The sequence below is a fragment of the Phaeobacter sp. S60 genome (assembly GCF_000826845.1).
GTDB lineage: Bacteria > Pseudomonadota > Alphaproteobacteria > Rhodobacterales > Rhodobacteraceae > Phaeobacter > Phaeobacter piscinae.
On sequence record NZ_JSWJ01000023.1, the window covers coordinates 76,782 to 103,648 of the forward strand.

A 26,867-nucleotide genomic window follows, 5' to 3' on the forward strand; every position below is an offset into this window, starting at 1 on the left:
CCTGCGCAGTCGGGGACATTCCCGATATCGGCGTGCCCTCTGGCGGCGCGCCCCGCAGCAAGCGAAATGAAATCTTGAAAACAGCACTCGAACAAGCGCTTCAGGCGCGCGGCTACGAGCATTTGACACCCGTGCAAGAGGCCGTCACCGCAGCCGAGCTGGATCAGTCCGACCTTCTGGTGTCGGCACAGACCGGATCCGGCAAAACCGTAGGCTTTGGCCTGGCGATGGCCCCCACATTGTTGGGCGACGCCGAGAAACTGGACCGTGCCGATCTGCCGCTGGCACTGGTTATTGCGCCGACCCGCGAATTGGCGTTGCAGGTCAAACGCGAACTTGGCTGGCTTTATGCCGAAGCAGGCGCGCATGTGGTCTCCACCGTTGGCGGTATGGATATGCGCGATGAGCGGCGCGCGCTGGAACGTGGCGCCCATATTGTTGTGGCAACCCCCGGGCGTCTGCGCGACCACATTATGCGCGGCTCCATCAATCTGTCGCAGGTCCGCGCCGTGGTGCTGGACGAAGCCGATGAGATGCTCGATCTGGGCTTCCGCGAAGACCTTGAGTTCATTCTGGGCGAGTCCCCGGAAGAGCGCCGGACCCTGATGTTCTCGGCCACCGTGCCTGCGGGCATTGCGCGGCTGGCGGAGACCTATCTGAAGGATCACCAGCGCATCAAAACCGTGGCGGAAGCCTCGCAGCACGCCGATATCGAATACCAGATGCTGGCCGTGGCGCAGCGGGATGTTGAGAATGCGGTCATTAACGTGCTGCGTTTCCACGAGTCGCCCAATGCCATTGTGTTCTGCAACACCCGCGCGGTGGTGAATCGGATGACCACACGGCTGAGCAATCGCGGATTTTCCGTGGTTGCCCTATCCGGCGAGCTGTCCCAGGCGGAGCGGTCCAACGCGCTGCAGTCCCTGCGGGACGGGCGCGCGCGGGTCTGCGTGGCAACGGATGTGGCGGCGCGCGGGATCGACCTTCCGAAGCTGGATCTGGTCATTCACGCGGATCTGCCATCCAGCCATGAGACGCTGTTGCACCGGTCGGGCCGTACTGGCCGTGCCGGGCGTCAGGGCGTGTCCGCGCTGATCGTGCCACCAAAGGCAAAGGGCAAGGCCCTGCGCCTGTTGCGGTCGGCCAAGATCACGGCAGAGACCAGCCCGGCCCCCAGTGCCGATGATGTCCGCACCCGCGACTTTGAGCGCCTTCTGGGCGACAAGGCCTGGAGCGAACCGGTCAGCGAAAATGAGACCGCCCCTGTGGCAGAGCTGGTTGAGCGGTTCTCGCCCGAGCAGCTGGCCGCCGCCTATCTGCGTCTGTTCCACGATCGCCACAGCGCGCCTGAGGAGCTGAGCGATCCGCAGCACGACAAACGTGAGCGCCAAGAACGCGCGCCCTTTGGTCCGTCCGTGTGGTTTGCCGTCAGCGGTGGCCGTAAGGCTGGTGCCGAGCCGCGCCGACTGCTGCCTGCGCTGTGCAATGCCGGTGGGTTGACCAAGGATGATATCGGCGCGATCCGGGTCCAGTTTGACCAAAGCTATGTGGAAGTGCGCGAAGGCAGCGCCGAAAGCTTCTGGGGCGCAGTGAAACATGACGGTCTGGAAGAGGGGGCAAATGTCACCCGTCTGGACAAGGCGCCGGATCTGCCCAAATCTCCACGCCCGCAGGGGCGTGAAGGCGGTGGTTTCCGCGATGACAAGCGCGGCCATCGTGGACAGGATCGCGGAGATCGTGGAGATCGCGGCGGCGAGCGGGGGGAGCGTAAGCCCTATGGCGACAAGCCCCGCTATGACAAACCGCGCGGCGACAAGCCTGCTTACGGTGACAAGCCACGTGGTGAAAAACCATATGGTGACAAGCCTCGTGCCAGCAAACCCTATGGCGATAAACCGCGCGGTGACAAACCGGCCTATGGCGACAAGCCCCGTTTCGATAAGCCCAAGCGCACAGGTGAGGGCGGCAAAGCCACGGTGACCGCACGCGGGTCGTCGGACCGGGGGGCAACGCCGTCGGCGCCTGCCAAACCTGCGGTTCCGGGCAAGCCCAAAGGCGATTGGTCCAATCCGGGGAAATCCGGTCGCAAGGGGCCGCCACCGCCGAAGGGCAAGCCCAACAGCAAGAAGAACAAGGCGCGTGCAGCCGTTTCCGGGAAGCCCGGCGGCAACGCGCGACCGCAGCGCAAGGGCAGCTGAGCCGCCTATCAGCGTAAAACAAAAAAGCCACGGCACCAATGTGCCGTGGCTTTTTTGTTTTGTCGTGACTGCAAGTCGTGTTGGGAAATCTATCGACTGGTCTTTGGATTTCCCCATTTGGCCAAGATCGCTCCTAATAACAGCGGAGCGGCTCTCACATGCACACGATTTTCGGGCATTCCTCGACCGGTTCAATGACCTGACCTCGGCGCAGGTCGAAGACGCCAGAAGTGGGCGCGACCCCGCTCCGGTGGTCAACGGGCGCCAGGCAGATCAGCGAAAACCTGGGGGAGGCGAAGCATTGGGCAAATAAAAAGCACCGCTTGCGCGACGCTTTCTGGTGTTTTCAAAACGGCAAAGACACCGTTGAGACGAACTTGCTTTAGGTGCTGCGGCTCACTTGAAGCTGCGGCTGTCCTTGATCTGGTCCCAGGCCCAGACCACCTCTTGCAGCTGTTCTTCCTGGCTGCGGTCGCCCCCGTTCATGTCGGGGTGCAGCACTTTGATCAGCTTTTTGTAGGCCTTGCGGATGTCGGCCTTGCTCCAGTCATCCTTGGCCTCCAGCACCTCAAGCGCGCGGCGTTCGGTCGGCGGCAGACGGCGCCCGGCAGGGGCGGAGCGGCCCGGATTGCGAGTGGCGTTCTGACCGAGCACCTGATGCGGATCCTCAATGCCTAGCCGCGCCCAGGCCCGTGCCTCCGGGTCGCCCATGGGTTTGGTCTGGCGTTCCCAGACCTTGTCCTTGGACTGCTGGGCGTTCATCTCAGCCTCAGTGGTGCCTTCAAAGAAGTTCCACTTGTTGTTGTATTCGCGCACGTGCTCCTGGCAGAACCAGTAGAAATCATCCAGCACATCGGGCGCCTTGGGGGCGCGGAATTTGCCGGGTTCATTGCAACCGTCCTTGTCGCAGACGCGTTGGGAGGTTTCGGACGCGCCGGTGGCGGCCCGCCGCCCGCGGGGGTTCTTTTTCTTCGCTGACCGGATGGACATATCGAAACCAAAGGGATCTGACTTGGTCATGGGGCGCACCTTCTAGACGCAACTGTTCGACTCGGAGGCAGCAGTTTAGTCTAAGGGGCGGCAGATTGAAGGGGGCTGGGAAAATTAATACGGGGATTTTTGTGCAGGACACGGCAGAATGAGCATTCGTGATGAGATTGAGGCCCGCCTGCGTGCTGAATTTGCGCCAAGCGTGCTGCGGGTCGAGGATGAGAGCGATCAACACATCGGCCATGCAGGCCACGACGGGCGCGGCGAGAGCCATTTCAACGTGCATATCCGGGCCGCGGCCTTTGCGGATATGAGCCGCGTCGCGCAGCATCGTGCGGTGCATCAGGCGTTGGGCGACATTGTGCCACGCATCCACGCGCTGGCGCTGGATATTGGCGCCTAGCGCGGCAAGTCAGGCAAAGCCCCGCCTATGTGACCAAGCGGCAACGTCGGCGGGGAATTCGGGTAAGGGGCTGGTCAGCTCCCTGCCGGATCTTTGGAGGGGTCTTGCGCCTTTGTCAGCTTTGGCTCGGCCTTTGCGGCGGGTTTGGCTGCGGCGCCTTTCGGCGTTGCGGCGAGGGTGGCGCGGGCCTTCAGTGCGGCGGTCACGCCGGACACCGGGCTGAGTTCCTCCACGCCATCATCAGCCATCATCGCACGTGCACCACGACCGGGAACGGCGATGGCGCCCGCCGGGGCCTCCGGATCACCGGCAATGGCGGTGGGCGGTACGTTGGCGGTGGTGGTCGCCGGACCAAGGGTCGGCACAGTGGTGGTTTCCGGGCGACTGGCGGCCGCGGGCTCCGCGGTGGCGGCTGCGACGTCCTTGGTGTCCGGATCTGCCGGCTCGCTGATGGCCGGACCCGTGGTCTGAGTGGCGATCTGGGCGCTGAGCTGTGCCGCCAGCTGGGCGATGGCCGTGGACTGCGAGTCCTCAGCCGTTGCGGGCAAGGCGCGGCGGAAAATCAGCACGTTGCGCCAATTGGTGGTCGAGCCGGTCAGCCCGCTGCGTTCTTCTGAGGGCAGAAGCTCCGCGCGCTGATACTCCCAGCCCTCTGCTGCCATCTCATTAAGCAGAATATCTATGGAATTGGCGAACCGGGCTTCGGCTGTTTTGACCCCCTTGGCCTTGGTGCCCTTGGCGGGGGCGGGAACAACCTTGTACTCAAAAGCTTGCATAAACGTCTCCTGTGTCGACGGCAGGTTTAGCGCAAGCGTGCGGGGGGTCAAGCGTCCGCGTTCCCCATGGGCGGGGACCTGTCGATGGGCAAGTCGATCTGCAGTATAACCAAATTCCGCGGCGGAATTCCAGTTTGATGACGGGGGCTTGCGCTGTGATGTCAGCACAAAGGGGACACAGGCGGCTGAGTTACAGCCTGCGCAGGCACCAAAAAGGGCGCCACCGGGGCGCCCTTGGTCAATCTGCAATTCGGTCTGATCTGCGACTGGCGGCTTGCGCTCACTCGCCCAGTTTCTTGGCCACCAGCTCATTCACCGCCTTGGGGTTGGCCTTGCCGCCGGTGGCTTTCATCACCTGGCCGACAAACCAGCCTGCGAGCTTGGGGTTCACCTTGGCCTTTTCCACCTGTGCGGGGTTGGCTGCGATGATCTCGTCCAGTGCGGCCTCGATGGCGCCGGTATCTGTCACCTGCTTCATACCGCGCTCTTCGACGATCTGAGCCGGGTCGCCACCTTCGGTATAGACGATCTCGAACAGGTCCTTGGCGATTTTGCCGGAAATCGCATCGGAAGAAATCAGGTCAATGATACCGCCGAGTTGCGCCGGGGAGACCGGGCTGTCGGTGATCTGTTTGTCCTCATCCTTCTTCAGGCGGCCGAAGAGTTCGTTGATCACCCAGTTGGCAGCCAGTTTGCCGCTGCGGCCCTTGGCGGTTTCCTCAAAGAAGGTGGCCGATTCCACGTCGGCGGTCAGCACCGATGCGTCATAATCGGACAGACCGAAATCCTTGATGAAACGTGCCTTTTTCTCGTCCGGCAGTTCCGGCAGGTTGGCGGCGATATCATCGACCCAAGCCTGTTCGATTTCCAGCGGCAGCAGATCCGGGTCGGGGAAATAGCGGTAGTCATGCGCCTCTTCCTTGGAGCGCATGGAGCGGGTTTCGCCCTTGTCGGGATCGTACAGGCGGGTTTCCTGATCGATGGTGCCGCCCGCCTCGATGATGGCGATCTGGCGGCGGGCCTCGACGTCGATGGCCTGCTGGATAAAGCGCATGGAGTTCATGTTCTTGATCTCGCAGCGGGTGCCGAGGTGGGAGAAGTCCTGGGTTTCCTGATACTTCTCATACTGGCCCGGGCGGCAGACCGAGACGTTCACATCGGCGCGCAGGTTGCCGTTCTGCATGTTGCCGTCGCAGGTGCCCAGATACTGCATGATCTGGCGCAGCTTGGCGATATAGGCGGCGGCTTCCTCGGGCCCGCGGATGTCGGGGCGAGAGACGATCTCCATCAGGCAGACGCCGGTGCGGTTCAGGTCCACGAAGGACATGTTGGGATCCATGTCGTGGATCGATTTGCCCGCGTCCTGCTCCATGTGGATGCGTTCCACCCGCACATTGCGCGCGGTGCCGTCGCCCAGTTCCACCAGCACTTCGCCCTCGCCCACGATGGGGTGATAGAGCTGTGAAATTTGGTAGCCCTGCGGCAGATCGGGGTAAAAATAGTTCTTGCGGTCAAAGGCGGACCACAGGTTGATATCGGCCTTGAGGCCAAGACCCGTGCGCACGGCCTGCTCGACGCAGTAGTCGTTGATCACCGGCAGCATCCCCGGCATCGCCGCATCCACGAAGGCGACGTTGGAGTTCGGCTCGGCGCCGAAGCGCGTGGAGGCGCCGGAGAACAGCTTGGCATTGGAGCTGACCTGGGCATGCACTTCCATGCCGATGACCAGTTCCCAGTCATGCTTGGCGCCCGCGATTACTTTGGGCTTGGGGAGTTCATATGTCAGGTCGAGCATGGTTTTCCGCCGTATCCGAATGTCTATAGTTGGCAAGCGTTCTAGGCCTCTGCGCGGGCAGGAGCAAGAGGGCAATGGCGGCACGGGATTGCCGCGGCGGTATTTGCCCTCTTGGCGGGGTTAGGGCGTGCAGATAGAACTGGCAGCCCGAGCAGTTCAACAGGAGGCCGCCTTGGACACATCCGCCCGTATCAGCCAGACCATTGCCACGGAAATCGGCGCTGCCGCAAAACAGGTGAGCGCCGCTGTCGCGCTGCTGGACGAAGGCGCCACCGTGCCCTTTGTCGCGCGCTACCGGAAAGAGGCGACCGGGGGTCTGGACGACACCCAGCTGCGCCGGCTGGCGGAACGGCTGGAGTATCTGCGTGAGCTGGAAAAGCGGCGGGCGGCGATCCTTGAGTCGGTGAAATCGCAGGACAAGCTGACCGATGCGCTGGCATCCTCAATCGCGACGGCAGAAACCAAGGCGCAGCTGGAAGATATCTATCTGCCTTATAAGCCAAAGCGGCGCACCAAGGCGATGATTGCCCGCGAAAACGGGTTGGAGCCACTGGCAGAGGCCATTCTGGCCGACCGCCGCATAGACCCGGAAAAGCTGGCGGAAGGGTACATTACCGAGGCGGTGGAATCGGTGAAGGATGCGCTGAACGGCGCGCGCGATATCCTGACCGAGCGGTTGACGGAAAATGCAGCCCTATTGGGGCGGTTGCGGGGGTTCCTGCAAAAGGAAGCGGTGGTCACCGCCAAGGTGATCGAGGGCAAGGAGCAGGAGGGCGCCAAGTTCTCCGACTATTTCGCCCATACCGAGCGTTGGGCCGATGTGCCCTCGCACCGGGCGCTGGCGATGCTGCGTGGGTCAAACGAGGGCGTGCTGACGCTGGATGTGGGGCCGGAGCCGGAAGAAGGTGCCGCGCGGGCCGAAGGCATGGTTGCGGCGGAGCTGGGCGCGGGCGGCAACGGGCCGGGGGATATCTGGCTGCGCAAGGTCGCGGGTTGGGCCTGGCGGGTGAAGCTGTCGCTGTCGATGATGCTGGAGCTGATGGGAGACCTGCGCGGTCGTGCGCAGGAAGACGCCATCCAGGTGTTTGCGCGCAATCTGAAAGACCTGCTGTTTGCAGCGCCAGCCGGTGCGCGGCCGACTCTCGGGCTGGACCCGGGCATTCGCACCGGCGTCAAGGCGGCAGTGGTTGATGCAACCGGGAAACTGGTGGCCACCGAAACGCTGTATCCCTTCCAGCCGAAGAACGATCTGCGCGGGGCGCAGGTGTCCATCGTCAAGCTGATCGCGGAACATGGCGTCGAGCTGATCGCCATCGGCAACGGCACCGCCAGCCGCGAGACTGAGCGGATGGTGGCAGAGGTGCTGAAACACCTGCCCGCCAAGATCAAGGCGCCGACCAAGGTGGTGGTGTCAGAGGCGGGTGCTTCGGTCTACTCCGCGTCTGAGCTGGCGGCGCGGGAGTTCCCGGATCTGGACGTGAGTTTGCGCGGTGCGGTGTCGATTGCCCGCCGCCTGCAGGACCCGCTGGCGGAGCTGGTGAAGATTGAGCCCAAGAGCATCGGCGTCGGCCAGTACCAGCATGACGTGGACCAGCACAAACTGTCGAAATCGCTGGAAGCGGTGATCGAGGACGTGGTGAACGCGGTGGGTGTGGATCTCAACATGGCGTCGGCGCCGCTCTTGTCCCATGTCTCGGGCCTTGGCCCCGGTCTGGCAGAGGCAATTGTCGCCCATCGCGATGTGAACGGGGCGTTTGCCTCGCGCCGCGAGCTGCTGAAGGTGGCGAGGCTTGGCCCCAAAGCCTATGAACAATGCGCGGGGTTTCTGCGCATCCGGGATGGCAAGGAGCCGCTGGATGCGTCCTCGGTTCACCCCGAAAGCTATGCCGTGGCGCGCAAGATTGTGGCTGCCTGCGGGCGCGATATTCGTCAGATCATGGGCGACGGGGCAGCGCTGAAGTCTCTGCGGGCAGAGGAATTCGTGGGTGGCGACGTCGGGCTGCCGACCGTGCGCGACATTTTCGAGGAGTTGGAAAAGCCTGGCCGCGATCCGCGTCCGTCCTTTGTGACGGCCTCGTTCAAGGATGGGGTTGAGACGATTACCGATCTTAAGCCCGGTATGGTGCTGGAGGGCACGGTGACCAATGTTGCAGCCTTTGGCGCCTTTGTGGACATTGGCGTGCATCAGGACGGGCTGGTGCATGTCAGCCAGCTGGCGGACCGGTTTGTGAAAGACCCCCATGAGGTGGTGAAGACTGGTCAGGTGGTCAAGGTCACCGTCACGGAAGTGGACGTGCCGCGCAAGCGGATTGCGCTGACCATGAAGAAGGACGGCGGAGCCTCTGCCAAAGAGGAGCGTAACGCACGCGGACCGGCCAAGGGGGCAGGCCCGCGACAGGGCGGCAAGCCTGCGTCAGCTCATGGCAGGCATAAGGGCCCGGGTCAGAAGCAGGGCAAAACTCAAAACGCGCGTCAAAACTCCGGTCAGAAGACTGATCAGAATACCGGCGCGCTGGGGGCCGCTCTGATGGATGCTTTCAAGAAGCGATAGCAGGACACCGGATGGAGCATGAGGGCCACGCAGGCGCGCGAGGCGCCTGTGCTAGTTTGAGGAGACCCTCAGGCCGCTGGCGGAGAATTCCACCCTCTGGCCTGCCTCGATCTCATTGCGGAACAGTTTCGCGATAAATGCCAGTGCATCCTTGCGTCCGTGATCGGCAAAGCGGCGCGGGGAGGCGATGCGCAGGTTGTTGTCGAACCGCTGGGCTGCGTGGGCCCAGATCAGGGGATGGATTTCGCGCAGGTGATCGCGGATCAGCCATTCTGCGGCCTCCACGATTTCGGCGCGCTGCGGGGGGCCTTTGGTGGCGGCTTCCTCGCCGTAGCGCAGGGCCACAGCGCAATAGGAGGCGAGAAGGTTGATCATCTCCTGATCTGGGCGACTGGCCACGATATCGCGCAGACCGTCCATGAAGAAGTCGATATCGACGCGGGCGCAGGCCTCTGGGTCCAGTGCAATGGCGTCGAAATAAACCCAGGCATAGGCGCCGTGGCCCCAAGTGGCCTCGGTGCGGGCGGCGGTGCGGCGGGCCTCCAGTTCGAGCGCGGTATAGTCGCCGAACCAGCGCGGCAGCATATGGGTGCCCAGACTGCGCATGTGGCGATGGTTGTCGGGGTCAAGATCAATGAGTGCTGCAAAGTCATCGGCGACCTGTGTGGTTCCGGCAGAGCGTTGCCCGGCCAGAAGGGCGGTTTTGGCGGCGGCTATGAAGGGGCTGTCAAGCGCAATGCCATCCAGCGGGTGCAACAGCGCGGCGGCCCTGTCGAAATGGGCTGCACAACGCTGACCGTTGGCGACGGTGATCGACAAGACGTCGGAATACCCCCGCCAGATCCACGCCACATCAATATGGGCCAGGGCCACCAAGGTGCGCAGATAGGGATCATCGCGATGCTCGACGGACATGGCCTCCAGCCCCATGACACCTTCGATCATCTTGCGCCGGTCTGCGGCGTGGCCGAGGCTCAGCGCGTGTTCGACGGCATTGACCACATCGCCGCGGGCACCATGGGCCAGCAGTTCGGCGACGGGAAGGCCATGCGGCGTGTTGCGTCGCGCCCTATCCGCCTCTGCGATCCGGGCGGAGAGGTCAGCCCAGCGATCCTGACGGGCGAGGAACTGCCCCTGATCCTGCAGTGCCGCGCAGTCACTGCCTGAGTGCGCAGGATCGCAGATTGGCACGATCAGTTGCTCGGTTGATTGGGTGATGGCGCTGCTGTGGCTGCGCGGCTCGGAGGTGCTGTCCTGAACCGTTGTTGGTTGTGGCAAGCGGACGGGGTGATCATCGGCGGTCTGGACAGTCGGTGCGCGCCCGTCGCCGGGCAGAAATGTCGCAAAAACCTGTTTGAAAAGATCGCGCGCTGGGGTGTTTTTTTTGAGCATATCGATGTCCGCGTGCTGGCAGCTTAAATCACTGAAAACAAACTGACCCGGCTTTGGGGCGCAATCATGGCGCGCGCGCGCCATTGCAGAGGACGATTGGGATATTCCAGTGGCAGGTTAACGGGCGTTAAGAGTTGGGTTTGCGGCGGAGGCGCCGCTCAGACCGCTAGAAGATCTGAAAATGATGTCGCTCAACCCGCAGATTGGCGGCAATCAGTGCCTGCTCAAAGCGCTGATGCGGCGGCAGGCAATCCGGCGGGATACGCAGGCGTTTGCCGCTGTCTGTGAAAACCGTGGCCCGATGGGAGAAATCCCAGCGCCTGTCGAGCCGGATGTGGCTGATCCGATCCAGGGGGATATCTGTGCTGCCGGAGGCCGCGCTGCGCCAGCTAAGGCCCTTGCTGTCCAGCGTCAGCATCGCAGTAGGGTTGCGCCATAGCTCCCACAGGCCGGGGAGCAGAGGCAGCGCCAGCACCACAGCAATCCAGACGGCAGCGGAGAAATAAAGAGATATGATCAGGATGCCGGCCGCCCAGAGGCCAAGCGCCACGGTGAGGCGCGGTGTGCGGGCGGTCCGGCTGTAGCGATACGCCGTGGAGGAGACACCGCCGTCAGACACCCGCCAGACCTACGGCACGGCGGGTGTCACCGAGATCCGGCTGACGGCAAAGCTGCACCGTTTCCAGATCTACAGAGGGGAACGGGCAGTCAGGCCGCCCGCTCTTTCTGCGTGGCTTGGGCGTCACCCCTGCAGGATCCGGCTGACCATCTCATGGGTGTCCCGGCTGAGACCCTCTGTGGCGAGGATGCGCTCCAGCTCAACCCGGATCAGGGCCTGTCGCGCACTGTCGTAGCGTTTCCAGGTCTGGAAGGCCGCACACATCCGCGCGGTGGTCTGGGGGTTCAGGCTGTCCAGCGCGATCAGGTTCTTTGCCAGCAGCTGATAGCCCGCGCCACTGACATGGTGGAAGCCCGCGTGATTGCCCGCCAGCGCGCCCATCACGGCGCGGAAGCGGTTGGGGTTCTTCATGTCAAAGAGCGCGTGACCGGTGAGGTCTGAGGCAACCCCGGCTGCCGCATCGGGGGCGGCACAGGCCACCTGCAGGGCGAACCATTTGTCCATCACCAGACGATCGCTCTGCCATTGGTCGAAGAACGCCTGACTTTGGCTCTCGCCATTTTCCGCCTTCATCAGTGATGCCAGCGCCGCATATTGTTGGGTCATATTGTCGGCGGCCTGATACTGGCGTGCCGCCTGTTCGCCGCCATCCAGCCGGGTCAGCAGGGACAGGATACGACCGTTCAGCGCCCGCAGACCGGCACCATGGGCATCGGGCTGATAGGGGCCATCTACAGTGGTTGCGGCGTAGAGCCGGGGCAGGCTGGTCTCCAGCTGCTGCGCCAGCGTCTGAGCGAAGGTCTCTGCCGCATCGTAGATCTTCTGCGGATCGGGGGTGACACCGCGGTTGTGCAGAGATTGAGCAATCTCGGACTGGCTGGGCGGCGATAGCACCAGCGCGCGGAAGGCCGGATCAAGCGTGTCATCGCGCACCAGTTTCTCCAGCGCATCCAGATAGGCCCCGTCGGGCGCGGCGCCCTCGGTCACCATGCTGACGCGGGTTTCGGTGGCCAGAGCGTTGCCCGCCTCCCAGCGGTTGAAGGGATCAGTGTCATGGGCCAGCAGGAAGGCGCGTTCTGCGTTGGTGGTCTCGCGCTCCAGGATCACCGGGGCCGAGAACTCGCGCAGGATGGAGGGCACGGGTTTCGTGGCGAGGCCATCAAAGGTGAAGCTCTGCTTGGCTTCGGTCAGCTCCAGCACCTCCGTGGCGCGCACTTCACCGCCGTTGGGGGAAAGCAGCCCCACCGCGATTGGAATAACGCGAGGGGCCTTGTCGGGCTGGCCGGGGGTGGGCGGCGTCGATTGCTCAAAGGTGAGGGTATAGTGACCGTCGGCATAGTCCTCAGAGACCTGCACCTGCGGGGTGCCTGCCTGACTGTACCAGAGTTTGAACTGGCTGAGGTCACGCCCGGTGGCATCCTCAAACACCTTCAACCAGTCTTCGATCGTACAGGCCTGACCGTCGTGCCGGTCAAAGTAGAGATCCAGCGCCGCTGCGTAATTCTCATCGCCCACAAGGCGCTTCAGCATCCCAATGACCTCAGCGCCTTTTTCATAGACGGTGGCGGTGTAGAAGTTGTTGATCTCTTGAAATTGTTCCGGGCGTGGCGGATGAGCGAGGGGGCCGTTGTCCTCGGGGAACTGGCGGGCGCGCAGCGCAATCACATCCTCAATCCGCTTCACCGGCTCTGACCGCATATCAGCGGTGAACTGGGCATCGCGGAACACGGTCAGGCCTTCCTTCAGGCACAGCTGGAACCAGTCGCGGCAGGTGATGCGATTGCCGGTCCAGTTGTGGAAATACTCATGGGCGATGATCGCCTCAATCCGTTCGAAATTGGCATCCGTGGAGGTCTCGGGCGAGGCGAGAACGCAGGAGGAGTTGAAGATGTTCAGCCCCTTATTCTCCATCGCGCCCATGTTGAAATCATCTACTGCCACGATGTTGAAGATATCCAGATCGTATTCGCGGCCGTAGACATCCTCGTCCCATTTCATCGACTTCTTCAGCGCTTCCATGCCAAAGGCGCATTTGCCCTCGTCTCCCGGGCGGACCCAGATGTTGAGTTCGACATCCTTGCCGGACCGGGTGGTGAAGCTGTCGGGATGGTTCACCAGATCACCGGCCACCAGCGCAAAGAGATAGGCCGGTTTCGGCCATGGATCGTGCCACTCCGCCCAACCGTCGCCTGACCCAGTGGGATTGCCATTGGATAGAAGGACCTTTTCATTCCCTTCGATACGGACCGAGAAGGTCGACATCACGTCAGGGCGGTCAGGGTAATAGGTGATCTTGCGAAACCCCTCGGCCTCACATTGGGTGCAATACATGCCGCTGGACATATAAAGCCCTTCCAGCGCGGTGTTGGCAGCGGGGTCGATCTCCACCTCCGCTTCCCAGGTGAAGGGGGTGTCGGGTGTGTCGCAGATGAGACCACCCGCGATCAGCTCCGGCGTCACGGGTGCGCCGTCGATCTTGGCGGAGATGAGTTTCAGGGCCTCACCGTGCAGGAAAAACCGCGGATCGGCGGCGTTTTCCTTGGGGGCAAAGCGGATCTTGCTCAGCACGCGGGTCGAATTCGGCGCCAGCTTGAATGTCAGCTCTACCGCCTCCACCTCAAATCCGAAAGGTTTGTAATCCTTCAGATAAAATGTCTCCGGTGCGGTGGTGGGCGCGGCATCTTTCATGGTTTTTTCCTGTTCCGTGGAACCCGAGCGGGTCGGTCAGCGTATCTATTACAAGCCTGTGTACCAGCGGCTGCGGCCCCGCGCCAGCAACCGCGCAAACTTGTAGACAAAGGAGCGGCCCATGTCGGCACCTGACACCAATGTTGAACGCGAAGAGAAGCTGCACAAGCCGGCCCTGCTGGGGGTTCGGGGCGTTGTGGTCGCCGTGCTGCTGATGTTTGCCGTTTTCCTGCTTTGGGTTTTCAACAAAGGCGGCGGGCAAGACGTCGTTGAAGCACCGCAGACGGCTGCCGAGGTGCAGGCGACCATCGCGGACGACTGACCCACACCCCCGACCACCCAGAGTTCCTCCCCGACCTACCCGGCAGATTTCTGCCGGGTCTTTTTTTGGTTTTTTCTATAGCGCTGGGTTTGTTCCGGGAAATCCTAAAGGGAGAACAGCACCTATCGTGTTTATTTGAAGCAGCTTCGCCCGAATTGGTAAACTAATATTACCACCATCGTTGCTGATAGGAAACTTTTGGTGTATCCGGGTCTGCAAACGCGCATTTACAGGAGGATCACCCCATGAGCGGGATGCAGGAACGTCATGATATGCAGGTGGCTGACACGCTGGTGTCCTTCATCGAAGACAAGGCTTTGCCCGGCACTGGTGTGACAGCGGATGCGTTCTGGGCTGGTCTGTCCGGGCTGGTCAACGGGATGGGCGATGAGAACCGCGCCCTTCTGGCAAAACGTGCGGATCTGCAGGGACAGATTGACGCCTGGCACATCGAACGCAAAGGGCAGGCCCATGACGCCGCCGCCTATGAGGCGTTTCTGCGCGATATCGGCTATCTGCTGCCTGAGGGCGACGATTTTGAGATCGAGACGCAGAATGTCGACGATGAGATCGCGAATGTTCCGGGACCGCAGCTGGTGGTGCCAATCACCAATGCGCGCTTTGCTCTGAATGCGGCCAACGCTCGTTGGGGCAGCCTCTATGATGCGCTCTATGGCACCGATGCCATGGGCGATCTGCCTGAGGGCAAAGGCTATGATGCCGGGCGCGGTGCGCGGGTGATCGCCTGGGGTCGCGGGTTCCTTGATCAGACCTTCCCGCTGGCTGAGGGGTCGTGGAACGACTGTACCGGTCTGTCTGTGGAAGGCGGCGCGCTGGTGCCAACGCTCAAGGACGCCGCGCAGTTTGCAGGCTATGCAGGCGATGCGGCCACGCCGGGCAAGATTCTGTTGAAGAACAATGGCCTGCACGCGGTGATCGTGGTGGATGCCAACGGGAACATCGGCACGGGCGATCAGGCCGGGATCAATGATATTGTCCTGGAATCGGCGCTCTCCACCATTATGGACTGCGAAGATTCCGTGGCCTGCGTCGATGGTGAGGACAAGGTCACGGCCTATACGAACTGGCTTGGGCTGATGAAACGCGACCTCGCCGAAGAGGTGACGAAGGGCGGTGAAACCTTCACCCGTGTGCTGAACGACGACCAGACGTTCACCGCACCGGATGGCTCGGAGCTGACGCTGAAGGGGCGCTCGCTCCTGCTGGTGCGCAACGTCGGCCATCTGATGACCAACCCCGCCGTCCGCGACAGCGCTGGGCGCGAGGCAGGCGAGGGCTTCATTGATGCGATGACCACCGTCCTGTGTGCGATGCATGATCTTCAGGCGGAGGGCGGTAACTCGCTGCATGGGTCCGTCTACGTGGTGAAGCCAAAGATGCACGGGCCGGAGGAGGTTGCCTTTACCGACCGAATTTTCGCCCATGTCGAAGACGCGCTGGGCTTGCCGCGTCACACCGTCAAGATCGGCATCATGGATGAGGAGCGTCGCACTTCGGTGAACCTCAAATCCTGTATCCGGGCCGCGAAACATCGGGTTGCCTTCATCAACACCGGCTTCCTTGACCGGACGGGTGACGAGATCCACACGTCGATGGAAGCGGGGCCAATGATGCGCAAGGGCGAGATGAAAGCGACGCCCTGGATTGCCTCCTATGAGGATCGCAATGTTGATATCGGTCTGGCCTGCGGCCTGAAAGGGCGGGCCCAGATTGGCAAGGGCATGTGGGCGATGCCGGATCGCATGGGCGAGATGCTGGAGGCCAAGATCGGCCATCCGAAATCCGGCGCGACCTGCGCCTGGGTGCCGTCGCCAACCGCCGCGACGCTGCATGCCACGCATTACCACCGCGTGAACGTCCATCAGGTGCAGGATCAGCTGAAAGCGGGCGGCGCGCGGGGCACGTTGGATGATCTGCTGACCATCCCGGTGATGCAGGGCGAAAACCTGTCGGAGGCCGAAATCGCGCAGGAGATCGAAAACAATGCGCAAGGTATTCTGGGCTATGTGGTGCGCTGGGTCGATCAGGGCGTGGGGTGCTCCAAGGTGCCCGACATCCACAACGTGGGCCTGATGGAAGACCGTGCAACCTGCCGGATTTCCAGCCAGGCACTGGCCAACTGGCTCCATCACGGCATTGTGGATGAGGCGCAGGTCATGGCCGCGATGCAGAAAATGGCCGCAGTCGTGGACGGACAGAACGCGGGCGACGCCAGCTACACGCCTATGGCACCGGGATTTGACGGAGTTGCCTTTCAGGCGGCCTGCGATCTGGTGTTCCGTGGGCGGATTCAGCCCTCCGGCTATACCGAGCCGGTGCTGCATGCGCGTCGCCTTGAACTGAAGGCGCAGGGCTAAGAGAACAGATGGGGTCGGGCGCTGTGCCCGGCCTCTTTTTTTGCGAACATACCAGAGCATATCAAGGACACCGAAATGACCCTTACATTGGATCAGGCCCGCAGCATCATTGATCACACCCGGGCGAAGGGCCGCGAGATGGCGCTCAAACCGCTATCAGTCGTCGTTCTGGACGCCGGCGGTCATGTGCTGGCGTTTGAACGTGAAGATGGTGCCGCTCCGGGGCGTTTTGCCATCGCGCATGGCAAGGCATACGGCGCGGTGATGCTGGGCATGGCGGGCACAGCCCAGATGGCGCGGGCTGAGCAACAGGCCTATTTCATGGCGGCCGTGAACGGTGTCTATGGTGGGCAGGTTGTGCCGGTTCCGGGCGGCGTTCTGCTGCGCAGTGAGGCGGGGGTCGTGATCGGTGCGGTTGGGGTTACCGGGGATACCTCCGACAATGACGCGGAGGCCGCGATGGCGGGCATCCGGGCCACCGGCCTGAACGGCGAGGCGTGATTGGTTTGCCCGACATCATGCGAGGTCGGGCAGGAAGACAGGCCACAGACGACATGACCGATGTGAAAGCTGCGGCCCATATGCAGCTTTTTACGGGCTGACGGCGGGTCCCGCCCTTAAGGGGAATTGCCACTCGCCGCAGCGTGGCTGTAGGATTGTCCTGATCCGGTCGTGCCGCCCGTAAGGGCGCGTGACCGATGCCCAAACCGCTGAGGACAGAATGACACGCCCCAAAGTCGGCATTATTGGCAACTCCTATCTGATCAACGATGAATACCCGGCCCATGCCGGGGGAACCATGAACTCCGAGGCGGTGGCCGAGGTGGCGGGCTGCATGCCGCTGCTGATCCCCTCCGATCCCCGGTTCCTCTCGGTTGAGGAGCTGTTGGAGAGTTTCGACGGTTTCCTGCTGACCGGCGGGCGACCGAACGTGCATCCAAATGAATATGGTGAGGCGGAAACCGATGCGCATGGCGCCTTTGACCGGGCGCGCGATGCCATCGCGTTGCCGCTGGTGCGGGCCTGTGTGGAGCGGGGGCAGCCTTTCCTCGGAATTTGCCGGGGGTTTCAGGAAGTGAATGTGGCCATGGGTGGCACGCTGTACCCGGAGATTCGTGAGCTGCCGGGGCGCATGAACCACCGGATGCCGCCCGATGGTACGCTGGAGGAGAAATTCGCCATGCGCCATATCGTGGAGCTGAGCGAGGGTGGTGTGTTCCACCGATTGTTCGGTGCGCCTGAGGTGATGACCAATTCGCTGCATGGGCAGGGGATCAAGGCACCGGGCAACCGGATTGTGATTGACGGGACTGCGCCTGATGGTACGCCTGAGGCAATTTATGTGAAAGACGCGCCCGGCTTTACCCTTGCGGTGCAATGGCACCCGGAATGGGACGCCGCCAATGATCCGGTGTCGCGGCCCTTGTTCACGGCCTTTGGGGATGCGGTGCGGGATTGGGCGGATGGGACCGGAGCGCGGGGCCATCGGCAAAGCGCCTGATGTGAGGCATCTGACGGGGCTGCTTCTGCTTGCGTTTGTATCAACAGGCACCGCGATGACGGTGCCTGTTGTCGTGTCAGGGAAGCCTTCTCAGACCAGAAGGTCAAACTCATGCATCAGCGGCAATTGCCGTGCGCGCTTGCCCGTGAGGTCAAAGAGAGCATTGGCCAGCGCAGGCGCGGCAGGCGGGGTGCCCGGTTCACCGGCTCCGCCCATTCGGGGCTGATTTTCCAGCAGGGTCACCTCAACCCGGGGCATCGTGTGCATGCGCAGCGCGTCATAGTCGGGGAAGTTCTCCTGCTCGACCGCGCCGCCATCAATGGTGATCTCCCCAAAACAGGCGGCTGACAAGCCGTAGACCATGCCGCCAAACATCTGCGCGCGGGTGTTCTTCGGGTCGATGACACGCCCCAGATCGGCAGCGATCCAGGCGTTGGTCATTCGGATCTGGCCCTCTTCATCGGCCACTTCGATCACCTGAGCGACCGGTGTGCCAAAGCTGTAGGCCATGGCGACCCCGCGGCCGATGCCGTCGGGTGTCTGGCCGGTCCAGCCGGACATGTCACGCACGGTCTCCAGCACCTTGGCGGCGGGGTCCCATTCGGCGCGGGCCAATTCCAGCCGGAAGTCCAGCGGATCGCGGCCCGCCGCATGGGCCATTTCGTCAATAATACTGTCGGAGAAGAACCCGTTGAACGACGCCCCGACCGAGCGCCAGAAACCAACCGGGAGCATGGGCGCGGCCAGATAGCCCTCAACCCGGAAGTTTGGGATGGCCAGCGGCTGGTTGAAGGCAGCGTCGACATGCCCCTTGTCCGGGCCGCTCATCGGCAGGCCCAGCATCCGGCCTGCGCCCTCAACCGTGGCGGATTGTGCGGCGATCTTGCCATGGACCATCACTGCCTTGCCATCTTTCACCGCCGCGCGGTAGCGGGCAACGGCACCGGGGCGGTAGACGTCGTGCGTCATGTCCTCCTCGCGGCTCCATGTCAGTTGCACCGGGGTATCGGGCATTTGCAGGGCGATCTGCACTGCACGGTCCGTGTAGTCGGTTTCGATACGCCGCCCGAAGCCGCCGCCCAGATAGGTGGTATTCACCTCCACCGCGTCGGTGTCGAGCCCTGCCAAGGCTGCGGCGTTTTTCTGCACAATGGTTGGACCCTGATTGGGAGCCCAGATCTGCAAGCTGTCTCCGGAATAGAGCGCGGTGGCATTCATCGGCTCCATCGTGGCGTGGGCGAGGTAAGGCAACCGGTATTCAGCCTCGATCACGGTCGCGCCCTCTGGCAGAGCGTCCACATCGCCATCATCACGCATGGTGGAATTTGGTGCGGCGTCAAAGCTGCGGCTGATTTCGTCAAAAATCGCCTCAGTCGTCTCGGGGTAGGGGGCTTTTTCCCAGGTGACATCAATCGCGTCCACGGCCTGCTGGGCAAGCCAGGTATTGCTGGCCACGACTGCAACCGCATCGCCTAGGTCGAGGATCATTTCGACACCGGCCATCCCCTCGGCAGCGCTGGCGTCAAAGGCGGTTTTGCCGACGCCGAAATGCGGGCTTTGCCGGATGGCAGCGAATTTCATGCCGGGCAGGCGGACGTCGACGCCAAACTCTGCAGTACCGGTGGATTTGGCGACCATGTCGACGCGCGGCACGTCTTTGCCAATCAGACGCCATTCAGAGGCCGGCCGCAGATCTGCTTCGATCGGCGCAAGGGAGGCAGCGGCATTTGCAAGCGCGCTATAGGGCAGGCGGGCGCCGTCGGGAGCAATAACATGGCCGTCCTCGGTCGTGAGCTGATCACGGCTGAGACCCAGTTGATCGGCGGCGGCCTGTTTCAGGGTTTCGCGGGCGCTGGCGCCAGCATGGCGCATCCGTTCAAACCCGTCCCGCATGGAGGAGGAGCCGCCGGTAACCTGCAGATCAAGAAACTTCGACATGTGGCCGACGATTTCGCCCAGCGAGTGCTGGAAATCGGAGGCATCATAACCGCGACCGGGCAGCGCCTCGGACATCATGGCGCTGTTGTAATAGGCCTTGGCTGCCGGGCCATGCAGCACGGTGACCTTGGCGGGATCGACGTCCAGCTCCTCGGCAATTAGGCTGGCCCATGCGGATTTCACACCCTGTCCCATTTCGGCCCGAGGCGCGATCAGCGTGACGCCAGACTGATCGACAAAGACAAAGGGGTTGAGTACCGCGCGCCCGTCTACCTGTGCCAGCGGATTGGGGGCGGGCTGGTGGTATTTATAGGTGCCGAAGGCAACACCGCCGACGATGGCGGCAGAGCCGATGAGAAAGCTGCGGCGGGCGATTTTCTTGAGGCTGGCCATGAATCAGACCTCTCTCATCATGCTGGCAGCGTCGTGAATGGCGGCGCGGATACGCGGGTAGGTGCCGCAGCGGCAGAGGTTGCCCTGCATCGCCTCGTCGATTTCTGCGTCACTGGGGGAGGGGTTCTCTGCCAGGAGGCTCGCTGCCTGCATGATTTGGCCGGACTGGCAGTAGCCACATTGGGCCACCTGATTGGCGACCCATGCCTTTTGCACAACGGCCATTGTGTCGGGTGCTCCGACCCCTTCGATTGTGGTGACATCACCCCAGACGTCGGAGAGTGCCACCTGACAGGAGCGCACCGCCTCGCCATCAATATGCACCGTGCAGGCGCCGCAGGCCGCGACGCCGCAGCCGAATTTTGTGCCGGTAAGACCAATCTCATCCCGCAGCACCCACAGCAGGGGCACGTCGTCCGGCAGATCGACCTGATGAGAGGTTCCATTGATGCGAAGGGTGGTGGACATGGCGGGCTCTTTCTCGATTGGCTGACGTGTTGACACAATTAGCCTATTTTGTCAGGTTGTCAATTGACATAATTGAGGTGAAGTGTCAGAAGCGATTTCATGATCAAAGCTCCCAGCGATCCGAAACAACGCGCCATCCTTGAAGCGGCCTGGGGGGGATTTGCGACCTACGGGTATCGCAAGACCTCGATGGACGACATTGCAAGGCGGGCGGGCATGTCGCGCCCGGCGGTCTATCTGCATTTCCGGAACAAGGAAGCGATCCTGAAAGCGTTGATTGATGCGCATTATGCGGAGACTGCTGACCGGCTCCGCGCGGCGCTGACGTCCAAAGGCACAGCAGCGGCGCAACTGCTTGCGGCCTTTGAGGCGCAGGGCGGTGAGGCGATGGAAGCAATGTTGAACACGCCCCATGGAATGGAAGTGCTGGAAGCCAGCTTGAGCAGTGCCGGGGATCATATCGACGCAGGCGAGGCGCTTTTGCGGGATGTTTACGCGGCATGGCTGGCTGAGATGGCTGCGACGGGCACCATTCGTTTGACAGGCACGGCCGAAGAGGTCGCACGGACATTTTGTAGCGCGATGAAGGGCGTAAAACACACCTCTGCGGATTACGCCAGCTATCGCGCAGGTGTGCGTCAGCTGGCGCAGCTGTTTGCGGTGGGGCTGTCCCCGCGCTGAGGCAGACCAAGCAGGCCTGCCTCAGGGAGTGGCGCGTCAGAGCACGGTGCGCAGGTGCCAGAGTTCCGGGAACAGTTCCACCTCCAGCATCCGTTTCAGGTAGCTGACACCACCAGTGCCGCCGGTGCCACGCTTGAAACCGATGACGCGCTCGACCGTGGTCACGTGATTGAAGCGCCAGCGGCGGAAGTAATCCTCAAAATCCACCAGCTTTTCTGCCAGCTCATAGAGATCCCAATGCGCCTCAGTGTTGCGGTAGACCTCGCACCAGGCAGCCTCGACCGCGGGATGGGGCGTGTAGGCCTCTGACAGATCGCGGTTCAGCACCTCATCCGGCAGGTCGAAGCGCTGGCCAAGCGTCCGTAGCGCGACATCATAGAGCGAGGGCTGGCTCAGCTCTTCCTCCAACAGGGCCAGAATGTCGGGCCGGTGGGCGTGGGGGCGCAACATCGCCTTGTTGCGATTGCCGAGCATGAATTCGATCTGGCGGTACTGGTGCGACTGAAAGCCCGAGCTTTGCCCCAGCTCATCACGAAAGGCGGTGTAATCGGAGGGTGTCATGGTGCGCAGCACATCCCAGGCCGAATTCAGCTGTTCAAAGATGCGGGCGACACGGGCGAGCATCTTGAAGGCCTCATGGGGCTTGTCATCCAGCAAGCGCGCGCGGGCGGCGGTCAGCTCGTGGATGGCGAGGCGCATCCACAGTTCCGAGGTCTGATGCTGGATGATGAACAGCATCTCGTCATGGGTGTTGGTCCAGGTCTTCTGCGCGGTCAGCAGCGTGTCGAGCGACAGGTAGTCGCCGTAGGACATGCGTCCGTCAAACGACATCTGCGCGCCTTCTTTGGCGGGGTCATAGGGGGTGGACATGGAAAGGCTCCTTGGTGTTCCGGAAGTGTATCAGATTGCGGAAACAGGAGCCTTTCTCGAATTGAGCGTGCCACATTGGGCCAGCCGCCGCCACAGGGCGACCCAGCCAGCCGGACGGCACAGTGGCACGCGGTATGCGGGCAGAGCCATCATCAGGTGACGGCGTTGCGGGTCTTGTATTCGGCACTGTCCCACAGCGCGTTGGTCATCACATCCTCGATGATATCGACGGCGGCCCGCACATCGACCTCGTCAATGTAGAGCGGAGTAAAGCCAAAGCGCATGATATCAGGCGCGCGGAAGTCACCGACCACGCCACGGGCAATGAGCGCCTGCATGGCGGCGTAACCCTCATGGAAGCGGAATGAGACCTGACTGCCACGGCCAGCGCCATCGCGAGGGGAGGCAAGGGTGAGATCGGGACAGCGGGCTTCGACCTCAGCGATGAACAGATCGCAAAGTTCAATCGACTTGGCACGCACATCCGCCATATCGGCCATGTCCCAGATGTCCATCGACGCCTCAAGCGCGGCGAGTTGCAACACAGGGGGCGTGCCGACCCGCATACGTTCGATGCCGTTGCCGGGTTTGTAGTTCAGGTCAAAATCAAACGGCGCGGCGTGCCCCAGCCAGCCGGACAGAGCCGGGCGGGCGGCATCTGCGTGGCGGGGGGCGACGTAGATGAAGGCGGGACCGCCGGGGCCGCTGTTGAGGTATTTATAGGTGCAGCCGACCGCGAAATCTGCCTTGCAGCCAGCCAGATCTACCGGCAGGGCGCCTGCGGAATGGGCCAGATCCCAGACCGTTACAACCCCTGCGGCATGGGCCTGTTCTGTCAGCGCCTTCATGTCGTGTTTGCGCCCTGTGCGATAGTCCACTTCGGTCAGCATCAGCACCGCAATGTCATCGGTGATATGGGCGCTGATCTCTTCCGGTGCCACAACGCGCAGGGCATAGTCCGGGCCTAGCGATTTCACCAACCCCTCAACCATATAGAGGTCGGAAGGGAAGTTGCCGCTGTCGGACAGCACCACCTTGCGGGTTGGGTTCAGCTCCAACGCCGAAGCGACGGCCTGATAGACCTTGATCGACAGGGTGTCTCCCATCACCACGTGGCCCGGTTCGGCGCCGATCAAACGCGCAATCCGGTCGCCGATGGCGGTGGGTTTCTGCATCCAACCGGCCTTGTTCCAGCCGGTGATCAGCATCTCGCCCCATTCGTCCTCAATCGTGCTGCGCACCCGTTCGGCGGTGGCGCGGGGCATTGGCCCGAGAGAGTTGCCATCGAGGTAGATCATCCCTTCCGGCAGGGAGAACATGGCCTTGGTCGCGGCAAAATCGGTCATCTGAACCTCGTGAGCATGGGTGATCTGGCGGTCAGCATATTTTATGCTTAAAGTTTCTGGAGTGCTATCGCATCGTGCCGCCCCTGTCCAGAGATTTGGATCCAGGATCCCCGCTCTGGGCGCCACCCGGCTGCGGCTCGGGGATGCCCAGCTCGGTGCGTTTGCGCTTGGACAGGCCAGCGGTGACGAGACGATAGGACAGGCTGATCTGCTCTTTCAGTTCCGTGTCGCTCAGGCCGGGGTCCTTGAAATGCTGCAGCCATTTCATCCCGCGCGACGCCAGATAGGGCGCCGGGCGGACGCCCGGACGCTCTTGCAGGACCTCAAAGGCGATATCGCCGGTCTTGAAGGTAAAGGCGTCTTTGCCATCGGCCCAGCCGCAGATGGCAAAAACCTTGCCCCCTGCCTTCCACACGTCTGCATTGCCCCATTGGACCACATGGGACGTGGCGGCGAAGCTGGCGCAGAACGCGTTGAACTCTTCCCGTGTCATCAGGTTTGCCCGCCGGCAATCTCAATTGTCTGCCCGTTGATCGACTGCGAGCCGGGGCCGCAAAGCCACAGCAGCGCTGCGGCCACCTCATCGGGCAGAATCAGGCGTTTGTGACGATTGGCGGAAACCATGATCTTCAGTGCGTCTTCCTCACTGACGCCCGCGCGCTGAGAGATTGAGGTCACGTTCCGGTCGATAATCGGGGTATCGACGTAGCCGGGGCAGAGGGCGTTGAAGGTATAAGGCGTGCCCAGATAATCCTCGCTCAGCGAGCGTGTCAGGCCGATAAGCCCATGTTTGCTGGCCGAATAGCAGGGCGCGCCTTGCAGGCCACGCAGGCCCGCGATGGAGGAGACGGTGACGACGCGGCCCCAGTCAGTCTGGCGCATGGATTTCATGGATTCGCGGATCGTCAAAAAGGCACCGTCCAGATTGGTGGCCATCATATTGCGCCAGAACTCCATCGACATCTTGTGCAGGGCCTTGCCCTCGGCGATGCCAGCGTTGGGCACGCAGATCTGTATCGGTCCGCGGGCGGCAGTGGCGGTGTCGATCTTGGCGATGACATCAGCTTCGTCACGCACATCCATCGCCAGCGGGTGCAGCCCGTCGGTTGCGACCTCCTCCAGTACCTCTTGCCTGCGTCCGGTGATGGTGACCTCTGCACCTTCTGCGGCCAGCGCCTGTGCCATCGCCAGGCCAATGCCGGTACCGCCGCCGGTAATCAACGCGTGTTTTCCTTTGAGTGTCATGGCCTTGCTCCGCAGTTGGGTGTTGGTGTTCTCGGCCGGGCTATCTCCCGGTTGTGAGAAGAGCCTAACCGCCGCGCGAAGGCAGGCAAGATCTCCGTTCCGTCACTTTGTCAGGCATTTCAGGGGCAGGGGAATTGTCCCGTTTCGGATCTCCTCCGAGAGGTTGTTTACATAAATATTCCAATGTGTGAATGTCAGGCCAAAGGTGGCGACAGGCCCCCGTTGCAGATGGAGGATAACATGAAAACTCTGGCCCTTGGCCTCTTTGCCGCGCTGATATCGCCCGCAGCTGCGCTGGCGAGCGAAGATATCGCCGATCAATACCCGCAGTCCGAGCTGTATTCCAAACCTGTGGAGGTGATCCCGCAGGTATTTTCCGCTATCGGGGCCACCGCACCACCAACCTATGAGAACGCGGGACACAACAATAATCTCAGCTTTGTCGTGACGGATCAGGGCGTTGTCGTCATCAATGCGGGCGCGTCGGACGCGCTGGCGGCTGCGCTGCATGCGGAGATCAAAGCGCTGACCGATCAGCCGGTGGTGCTGGTGATCAATGAAAATGGTCAGGGCCATGCAATGCTGGGCAACGGCTATTGGCGCGATCAGGGCGTGGATGTTCTGGCCCATGTGGAGGCCACGGCAGAGGTCAAAGAGAACGGCCATTTCATCCTGCAAGGCATGCAGAGCTACAATAAGGACCGCGCAGGCGCGACACGGATTGAGCCTGCCAACCTAAGCTTTGAGGATCGCTATGATCTGTCGCTGGGGGGCGTCGATTTTCAGGTCCTACATCTGGGCCCGGCGCATGATCCTGGCGATACTCAGGTCTGGATTCCGCAGTGGGGAATGTTGATCGCCGGGGATATCGCGTTTCACGAGCGGATGCTGCCGATTTTTGAACATACCTGCACCAGCTGCTGGATTGAGACCTGGCAGGAAAAGTTGGAACCGCTGGATCCAACCTATGTGATCCCCGGTCACGGCCATCCGACCAATTTCGATCAGGTGCGGCGCTACACGCTGGACTACCTCGTGGATCTGCGCAGCAAGATTGGTGCCCATATCGAAGAGGGCGGCGATCTGGCGTCGGCTTATTACGTGGATCAGGCCCGCTGGCAGCAGCTCGATACCTTTGAGGAATTGGCGACCAAGAATGCCGGTCGCGTCTATGAGGAAATGGAGTGGGAATAGCCGCAGGGGGTCTGTCGCTTTGGCCATTGACGCTTTTGTGACCGGTTATTGGCGCCGTCTGCGCTGATCACCCGTTTGGGCATGCCAAAGTATACGTGGCTATCCACAACAATTTGTGCAGGATCATGCCGCAAATGGAACGGATTCGCCGTTTCACGACCATTCAGGGCACTTTGTCCTTATCCTTCGGAAGAGCGCTCCGAAGGGTGGACCTCCTGGCCTCATGAGGGAAAACTGCCGCTGATGCGCATCAAATCTGACAAGGATCACCCGGAGTGTCGCCTGCAATGAAATGGATCGACGTGCCTCCGGTGTGGCTGTTGGGGTTTGCGGTGCTGGCCTGGTGCCAAGCCCGGTTTCTGCCGTTGGGGCTTGAATTCTCGGGGCGCGCAATCGGCGCGTTTGTGGGGTTTCTCAGCGGTGTGCTGATCGGCGGGGGGATCGTTTTGATGCTGCTGGCCGTGACGGAATTGCGGCGCCAGAAGACAACGCTTCACCCGCATGGGCAGCCCAGCCAGCTGGTGCAATCCGGCATTTTCAAACGCAGTCGCAATCCGATTTATCTCGGTGATTGCCTGTTGCTGCTGGGGCTGATCCTGCGGTTTGATGCGGTGCTGTCGCTGGCGCTGCTGCCAATTTTTGTTTGGGTGCTGGAGCGGCGGTTCATTCTGCCGGAAGAAAACCGGTTGCGCAGGCAGTTCCGCGCGGACTGGGCGCGGTATGAACAGAAGACACGGCGATGGCTGTGATGGATTTGCGGCACCGCGGCAATCCGTTGCGGCGACGCAGCGAAACTGTTGCGCAAAAATATTGCGCAATGTAGTCAAAATATTTGCGATACGTGCTCAGTGAGTCTGGCGCGGGGACAATGAGGGGGACCGACAAGGTGAAAATAGGCACGCCAAAAGAAGTATTTGACGGCGAGGCGCGGGTTGCGATGACCCCGGACTCTGCGGTTCAACTGCAAAAGCTGGGCTATACCTGTGCGATCGAGACCGGCGCAGGTGCTGCGGCTGGGTTTGCAGATGCCACATATGAGGCTGTTGGCGTTGAGATCGTCAAAACACCGGCCGCGCTATGGAAGGCCAGCGATATCGTGGCCAAGGTGCGCCAGCCGAC

General features: G+C 62.0%; 22 protein-coding genes and 1 pseudogene. 11 read left to right on the forward strand and 12 right to left on the reverse strand.

Going from position 1 to position 26,867, the window contains the following annotated elements:
- Positions 1-74: 74 nt before the first annotated feature.
- The gene (locus OO25_RS19090; RefSeq protein ID WP_040182108.1) at positions 75-2,198 is read left to right on the forward strand and encodes a DEAD/DEAH box helicase; all 2,124 of its coding nucleotides are present in this window, start codon (positions 75-77) and stop codon (positions 2,196-2,198) included.
- A 396-nt stretch (positions 2,199-2,594) separates the two neighbouring features.
- Here the strand turns inward: OO25_RS19090 and OO25_RS19095 are convergent, their stop codons facing one another.
- Positions 2,595-3,218, reverse strand: coding sequence for a DnaJ domain-containing protein (locus tag OO25_RS19095; RefSeq protein ID WP_040174166.1), 624 nt, complete (start codon positions 3,216-3,218; stop codon positions 2,595-2,597).
- Positions 3,219-3,336: 118 nt separating this feature from the next.
- On the opposite strand from OO25_RS19095, the gene OO25_RS19100 reads away from it, so the two are divergent.
- The gene (locus OO25_RS19100; protein WP_040182060.1) at positions 3,337-3,591 is read left to right on the forward strand and encodes a BolA family transcriptional regulator; all 255 of its coding nucleotides are present in this window, start codon (positions 3,337-3,339) and stop codon (positions 3,589-3,591) included.
- Positions 3,592-3,665: 74 nt separating this feature from the next.
- Here OO25_RS19100 and OO25_RS19105 read toward each other — a convergent pair whose 3' ends face one another.
- Complete coding sequence (locus tag OO25_RS19105) at positions 3,666-4,367, reverse strand: DUF4177 domain-containing protein (RefSeq protein ID WP_040182062.1); 702 nt, start codon at positions 4,365-4,367, stop codon at positions 3,666-3,668.
- A 280-nt stretch (positions 4,368-4,647) separates the two neighbouring features.
- Entirely contained in the window at positions 4,648-6,162 is a 1,515-nt protein-coding gene (gene gatB, locus OO25_RS19110) for an Asp-tRNA(Asn)/Glu-tRNA(Gln) amidotransferase subunit GatB (RefSeq protein WP_040182065.1), read from the reverse strand.
- 172 nt (positions 6,163-6,334) lie between these two features.
- Here gatB and OO25_RS19115 point away from each other — a divergent pair, with 172 nt between their 5' ends.
- Positions 6,335-8,713 (forward strand): Tex family protein, encoded by a 2,379-nt coding sequence (locus OO25_RS19115; RefSeq protein WP_040182069.1) that lies wholly within the window; start codon positions 6,335-6,337, stop codon positions 8,711-8,713.
- Positions 8,714-8,764: 51 nt separating this feature from the next.
- On the opposite strand, the gene OO25_RS19120 is transcribed toward OO25_RS19115, so the two are convergent.
- From OO25_RS19120 to pepN, 3 genes are all read right to left on the reverse strand, one after another.
- On the reverse strand, positions 8,765-10,105 hold the full coding sequence (locus OO25_RS19120; RefSeq protein WP_040182111.1) for a hypothetical protein: 1,341 nt from the start codon (positions 10,103-10,105) through the stop codon (positions 8,765-8,767).
- A 166-nt stretch (positions 10,106-10,271) separates the two neighbouring features.
- Entirely contained in the window at positions 10,272-10,724 is a 453-nt protein-coding gene (locus OO25_RS19125) for a hypothetical protein (RefSeq protein ID WP_040182071.1), read from the reverse strand.
- 123 nt (positions 10,725-10,847) lie between these two features.
- Positions 10,848-13,412, reverse strand: coding sequence for an aminopeptidase N (pepN, locus tag OO25_RS19130; RefSeq protein ID WP_040182074.1), 2,565 nt, complete (start codon positions 13,410-13,412; stop codon positions 10,848-10,850).
- A 121-nt stretch (positions 13,413-13,533) separates the two neighbouring features.
- Between pepN and OO25_RS19135 the strand changes: the two genes are divergently transcribed.
- The 4 genes from OO25_RS19135 (at position 13,534) to OO25_RS19150 (ending at position 17,613) form a co-directional block, all read left to right on the forward strand.
- Complete coding sequence (locus OO25_RS19135; protein WP_040182076.1) at positions 13,534-13,734, forward strand: hypothetical protein; 201 nt, start codon at positions 13,534-13,536, stop codon at positions 13,732-13,734.
- Positions 13,735-13,979: 245 nt separating this feature from the next.
- Positions 13,980-16,112, forward strand: a complete 2,133-nt coding sequence (locus OO25_RS19140; protein WP_040182078.1) for a malate synthase G — start codon at positions 13,980-13,982, stop codon at positions 16,110-16,112.
- Between the two features lie 75 nt (positions 16,113-16,187).
- Positions 16,188-16,613, forward strand: a complete 426-nt coding sequence (locus OO25_RS19145; protein ID WP_040174154.1) for a heme-binding protein — start codon at positions 16,188-16,190, stop codon at positions 16,611-16,613.
- A 220-nt stretch (positions 16,614-16,833) separates the two neighbouring features.
- Positions 16,834-17,613, forward strand: coding sequence for a gamma-glutamyl-gamma-aminobutyrate hydrolase family protein (locus tag OO25_RS19150; RefSeq protein ID WP_040182080.1), 780 nt, complete (start codon positions 16,834-16,836; stop codon positions 17,611-17,613).
- A 90-nt stretch (positions 17,614-17,703) separates the two neighbouring features.
- Here the strand turns inward: OO25_RS19150 and OO25_RS19155 are convergent, their stop codons facing one another.
- Positions 17,704-19,944: a xanthine dehydrogenase family protein molybdopterin-binding subunit gene (locus OO25_RS19155; protein WP_040182082.1), complete on the reverse strand. Its 2,241-nt coding sequence runs from the start codon at positions 19,942-19,944 to the stop codon at positions 17,704-17,706.
- A 3-nt stretch (positions 19,945-19,947) separates the two neighbouring features.
- Positions 19,948-20,412, reverse strand: coding sequence for a (2Fe-2S)-binding protein (locus tag OO25_RS19160; protein WP_040182083.1), 465 nt, complete (start codon positions 20,410-20,412; stop codon positions 19,948-19,950).
- Between the two features lie 99 nt (positions 20,413-20,511).
- Here OO25_RS19160 and OO25_RS19165 point away from each other — a divergent pair, with 99 nt between their 5' ends.
- Positions 20,512-21,093: a TetR/AcrR family transcriptional regulator gene (locus OO25_RS19165; RefSeq protein WP_040182084.1), complete on the forward strand. Its 582-nt coding sequence runs from the start codon at positions 20,512-20,514 to the stop codon at positions 21,091-21,093.
- Positions 21,094-21,129: 36 nt separating this feature from the next.
- Here the strand turns inward: OO25_RS19165 and kynA are convergent, their stop codons facing one another.
- From kynA to OO25_RS19185, 4 genes are all read right to left on the reverse strand, one after another.
- The gene (kynA, locus tag OO25_RS19170; protein ID WP_040174147.1) at positions 21,130-21,963 is read right to left on the reverse strand and encodes a tryptophan 2,3-dioxygenase; all 834 of its coding nucleotides are present in this window, start codon (positions 21,961-21,963) and stop codon (positions 21,130-21,132) included.
- A gap of 152 nt (positions 21,964-22,115) precedes the next feature.
- Positions 22,116-23,309, reverse strand: a complete 1,194-nt coding sequence (gene kynU / locus OO25_RS19175) for a kynureninase (RefSeq protein ID WP_040182085.1) — start codon at positions 23,307-23,309, stop codon at positions 22,116-22,118.
- 64 nt (positions 23,310-23,373) lie between these two features.
- On the reverse strand, positions 23,374-23,802 hold the full coding sequence (locus OO25_RS19180) for an MmcQ/YjbR family DNA-binding protein (protein WP_040182086.1): 429 nt from the start codon (positions 23,800-23,802) through the stop codon (positions 23,374-23,376).
- On the reverse strand, positions 23,802-24,554 hold the full coding sequence (locus OO25_RS19185) for an SDR family NAD(P)-dependent oxidoreductase (RefSeq protein WP_040182087.1): 753 nt from the start codon (positions 24,552-24,554) through the stop codon (positions 23,802-23,804). The genes OO25_RS19180 and OO25_RS19185 overlap by 1 nt, the downstream gene beginning before the upstream one ends.
- Positions 24,555-24,794: 240 nt before the next feature.
- Here OO25_RS19185 and OO25_RS19190 point away from each other — a divergent pair, with 240 nt between their 5' ends.
- From OO25_RS19190 to OO25_RS19200, 3 genes and pseudogenes are all read left to right on the forward strand, one after another.
- Positions 24,795-25,748, forward strand: a complete 954-nt coding sequence (locus OO25_RS19190; RefSeq protein WP_040182088.1) for an MBL fold metallo-hydrolase — start codon at positions 24,795-24,797, stop codon at positions 25,746-25,748.
- Between the two features lie 287 nt (positions 25,749-26,035).
- Positions 26,036-26,497, forward strand: coding sequence for an isoprenylcysteine carboxylmethyltransferase family protein (locus OO25_RS19195; protein WP_040182089.1), 462 nt, complete (start codon positions 26,036-26,038; stop codon positions 26,495-26,497).
- A gap of 137 nt (positions 26,498-26,634) precedes the next feature.
- A pseudogene (locus tag OO25_RS19200) lies at positions 26,635-26,867 on the forward strand (NAD(P)(+) transhydrogenase (Re/Si-specific) subunit alpha); the annotation flags it as partial.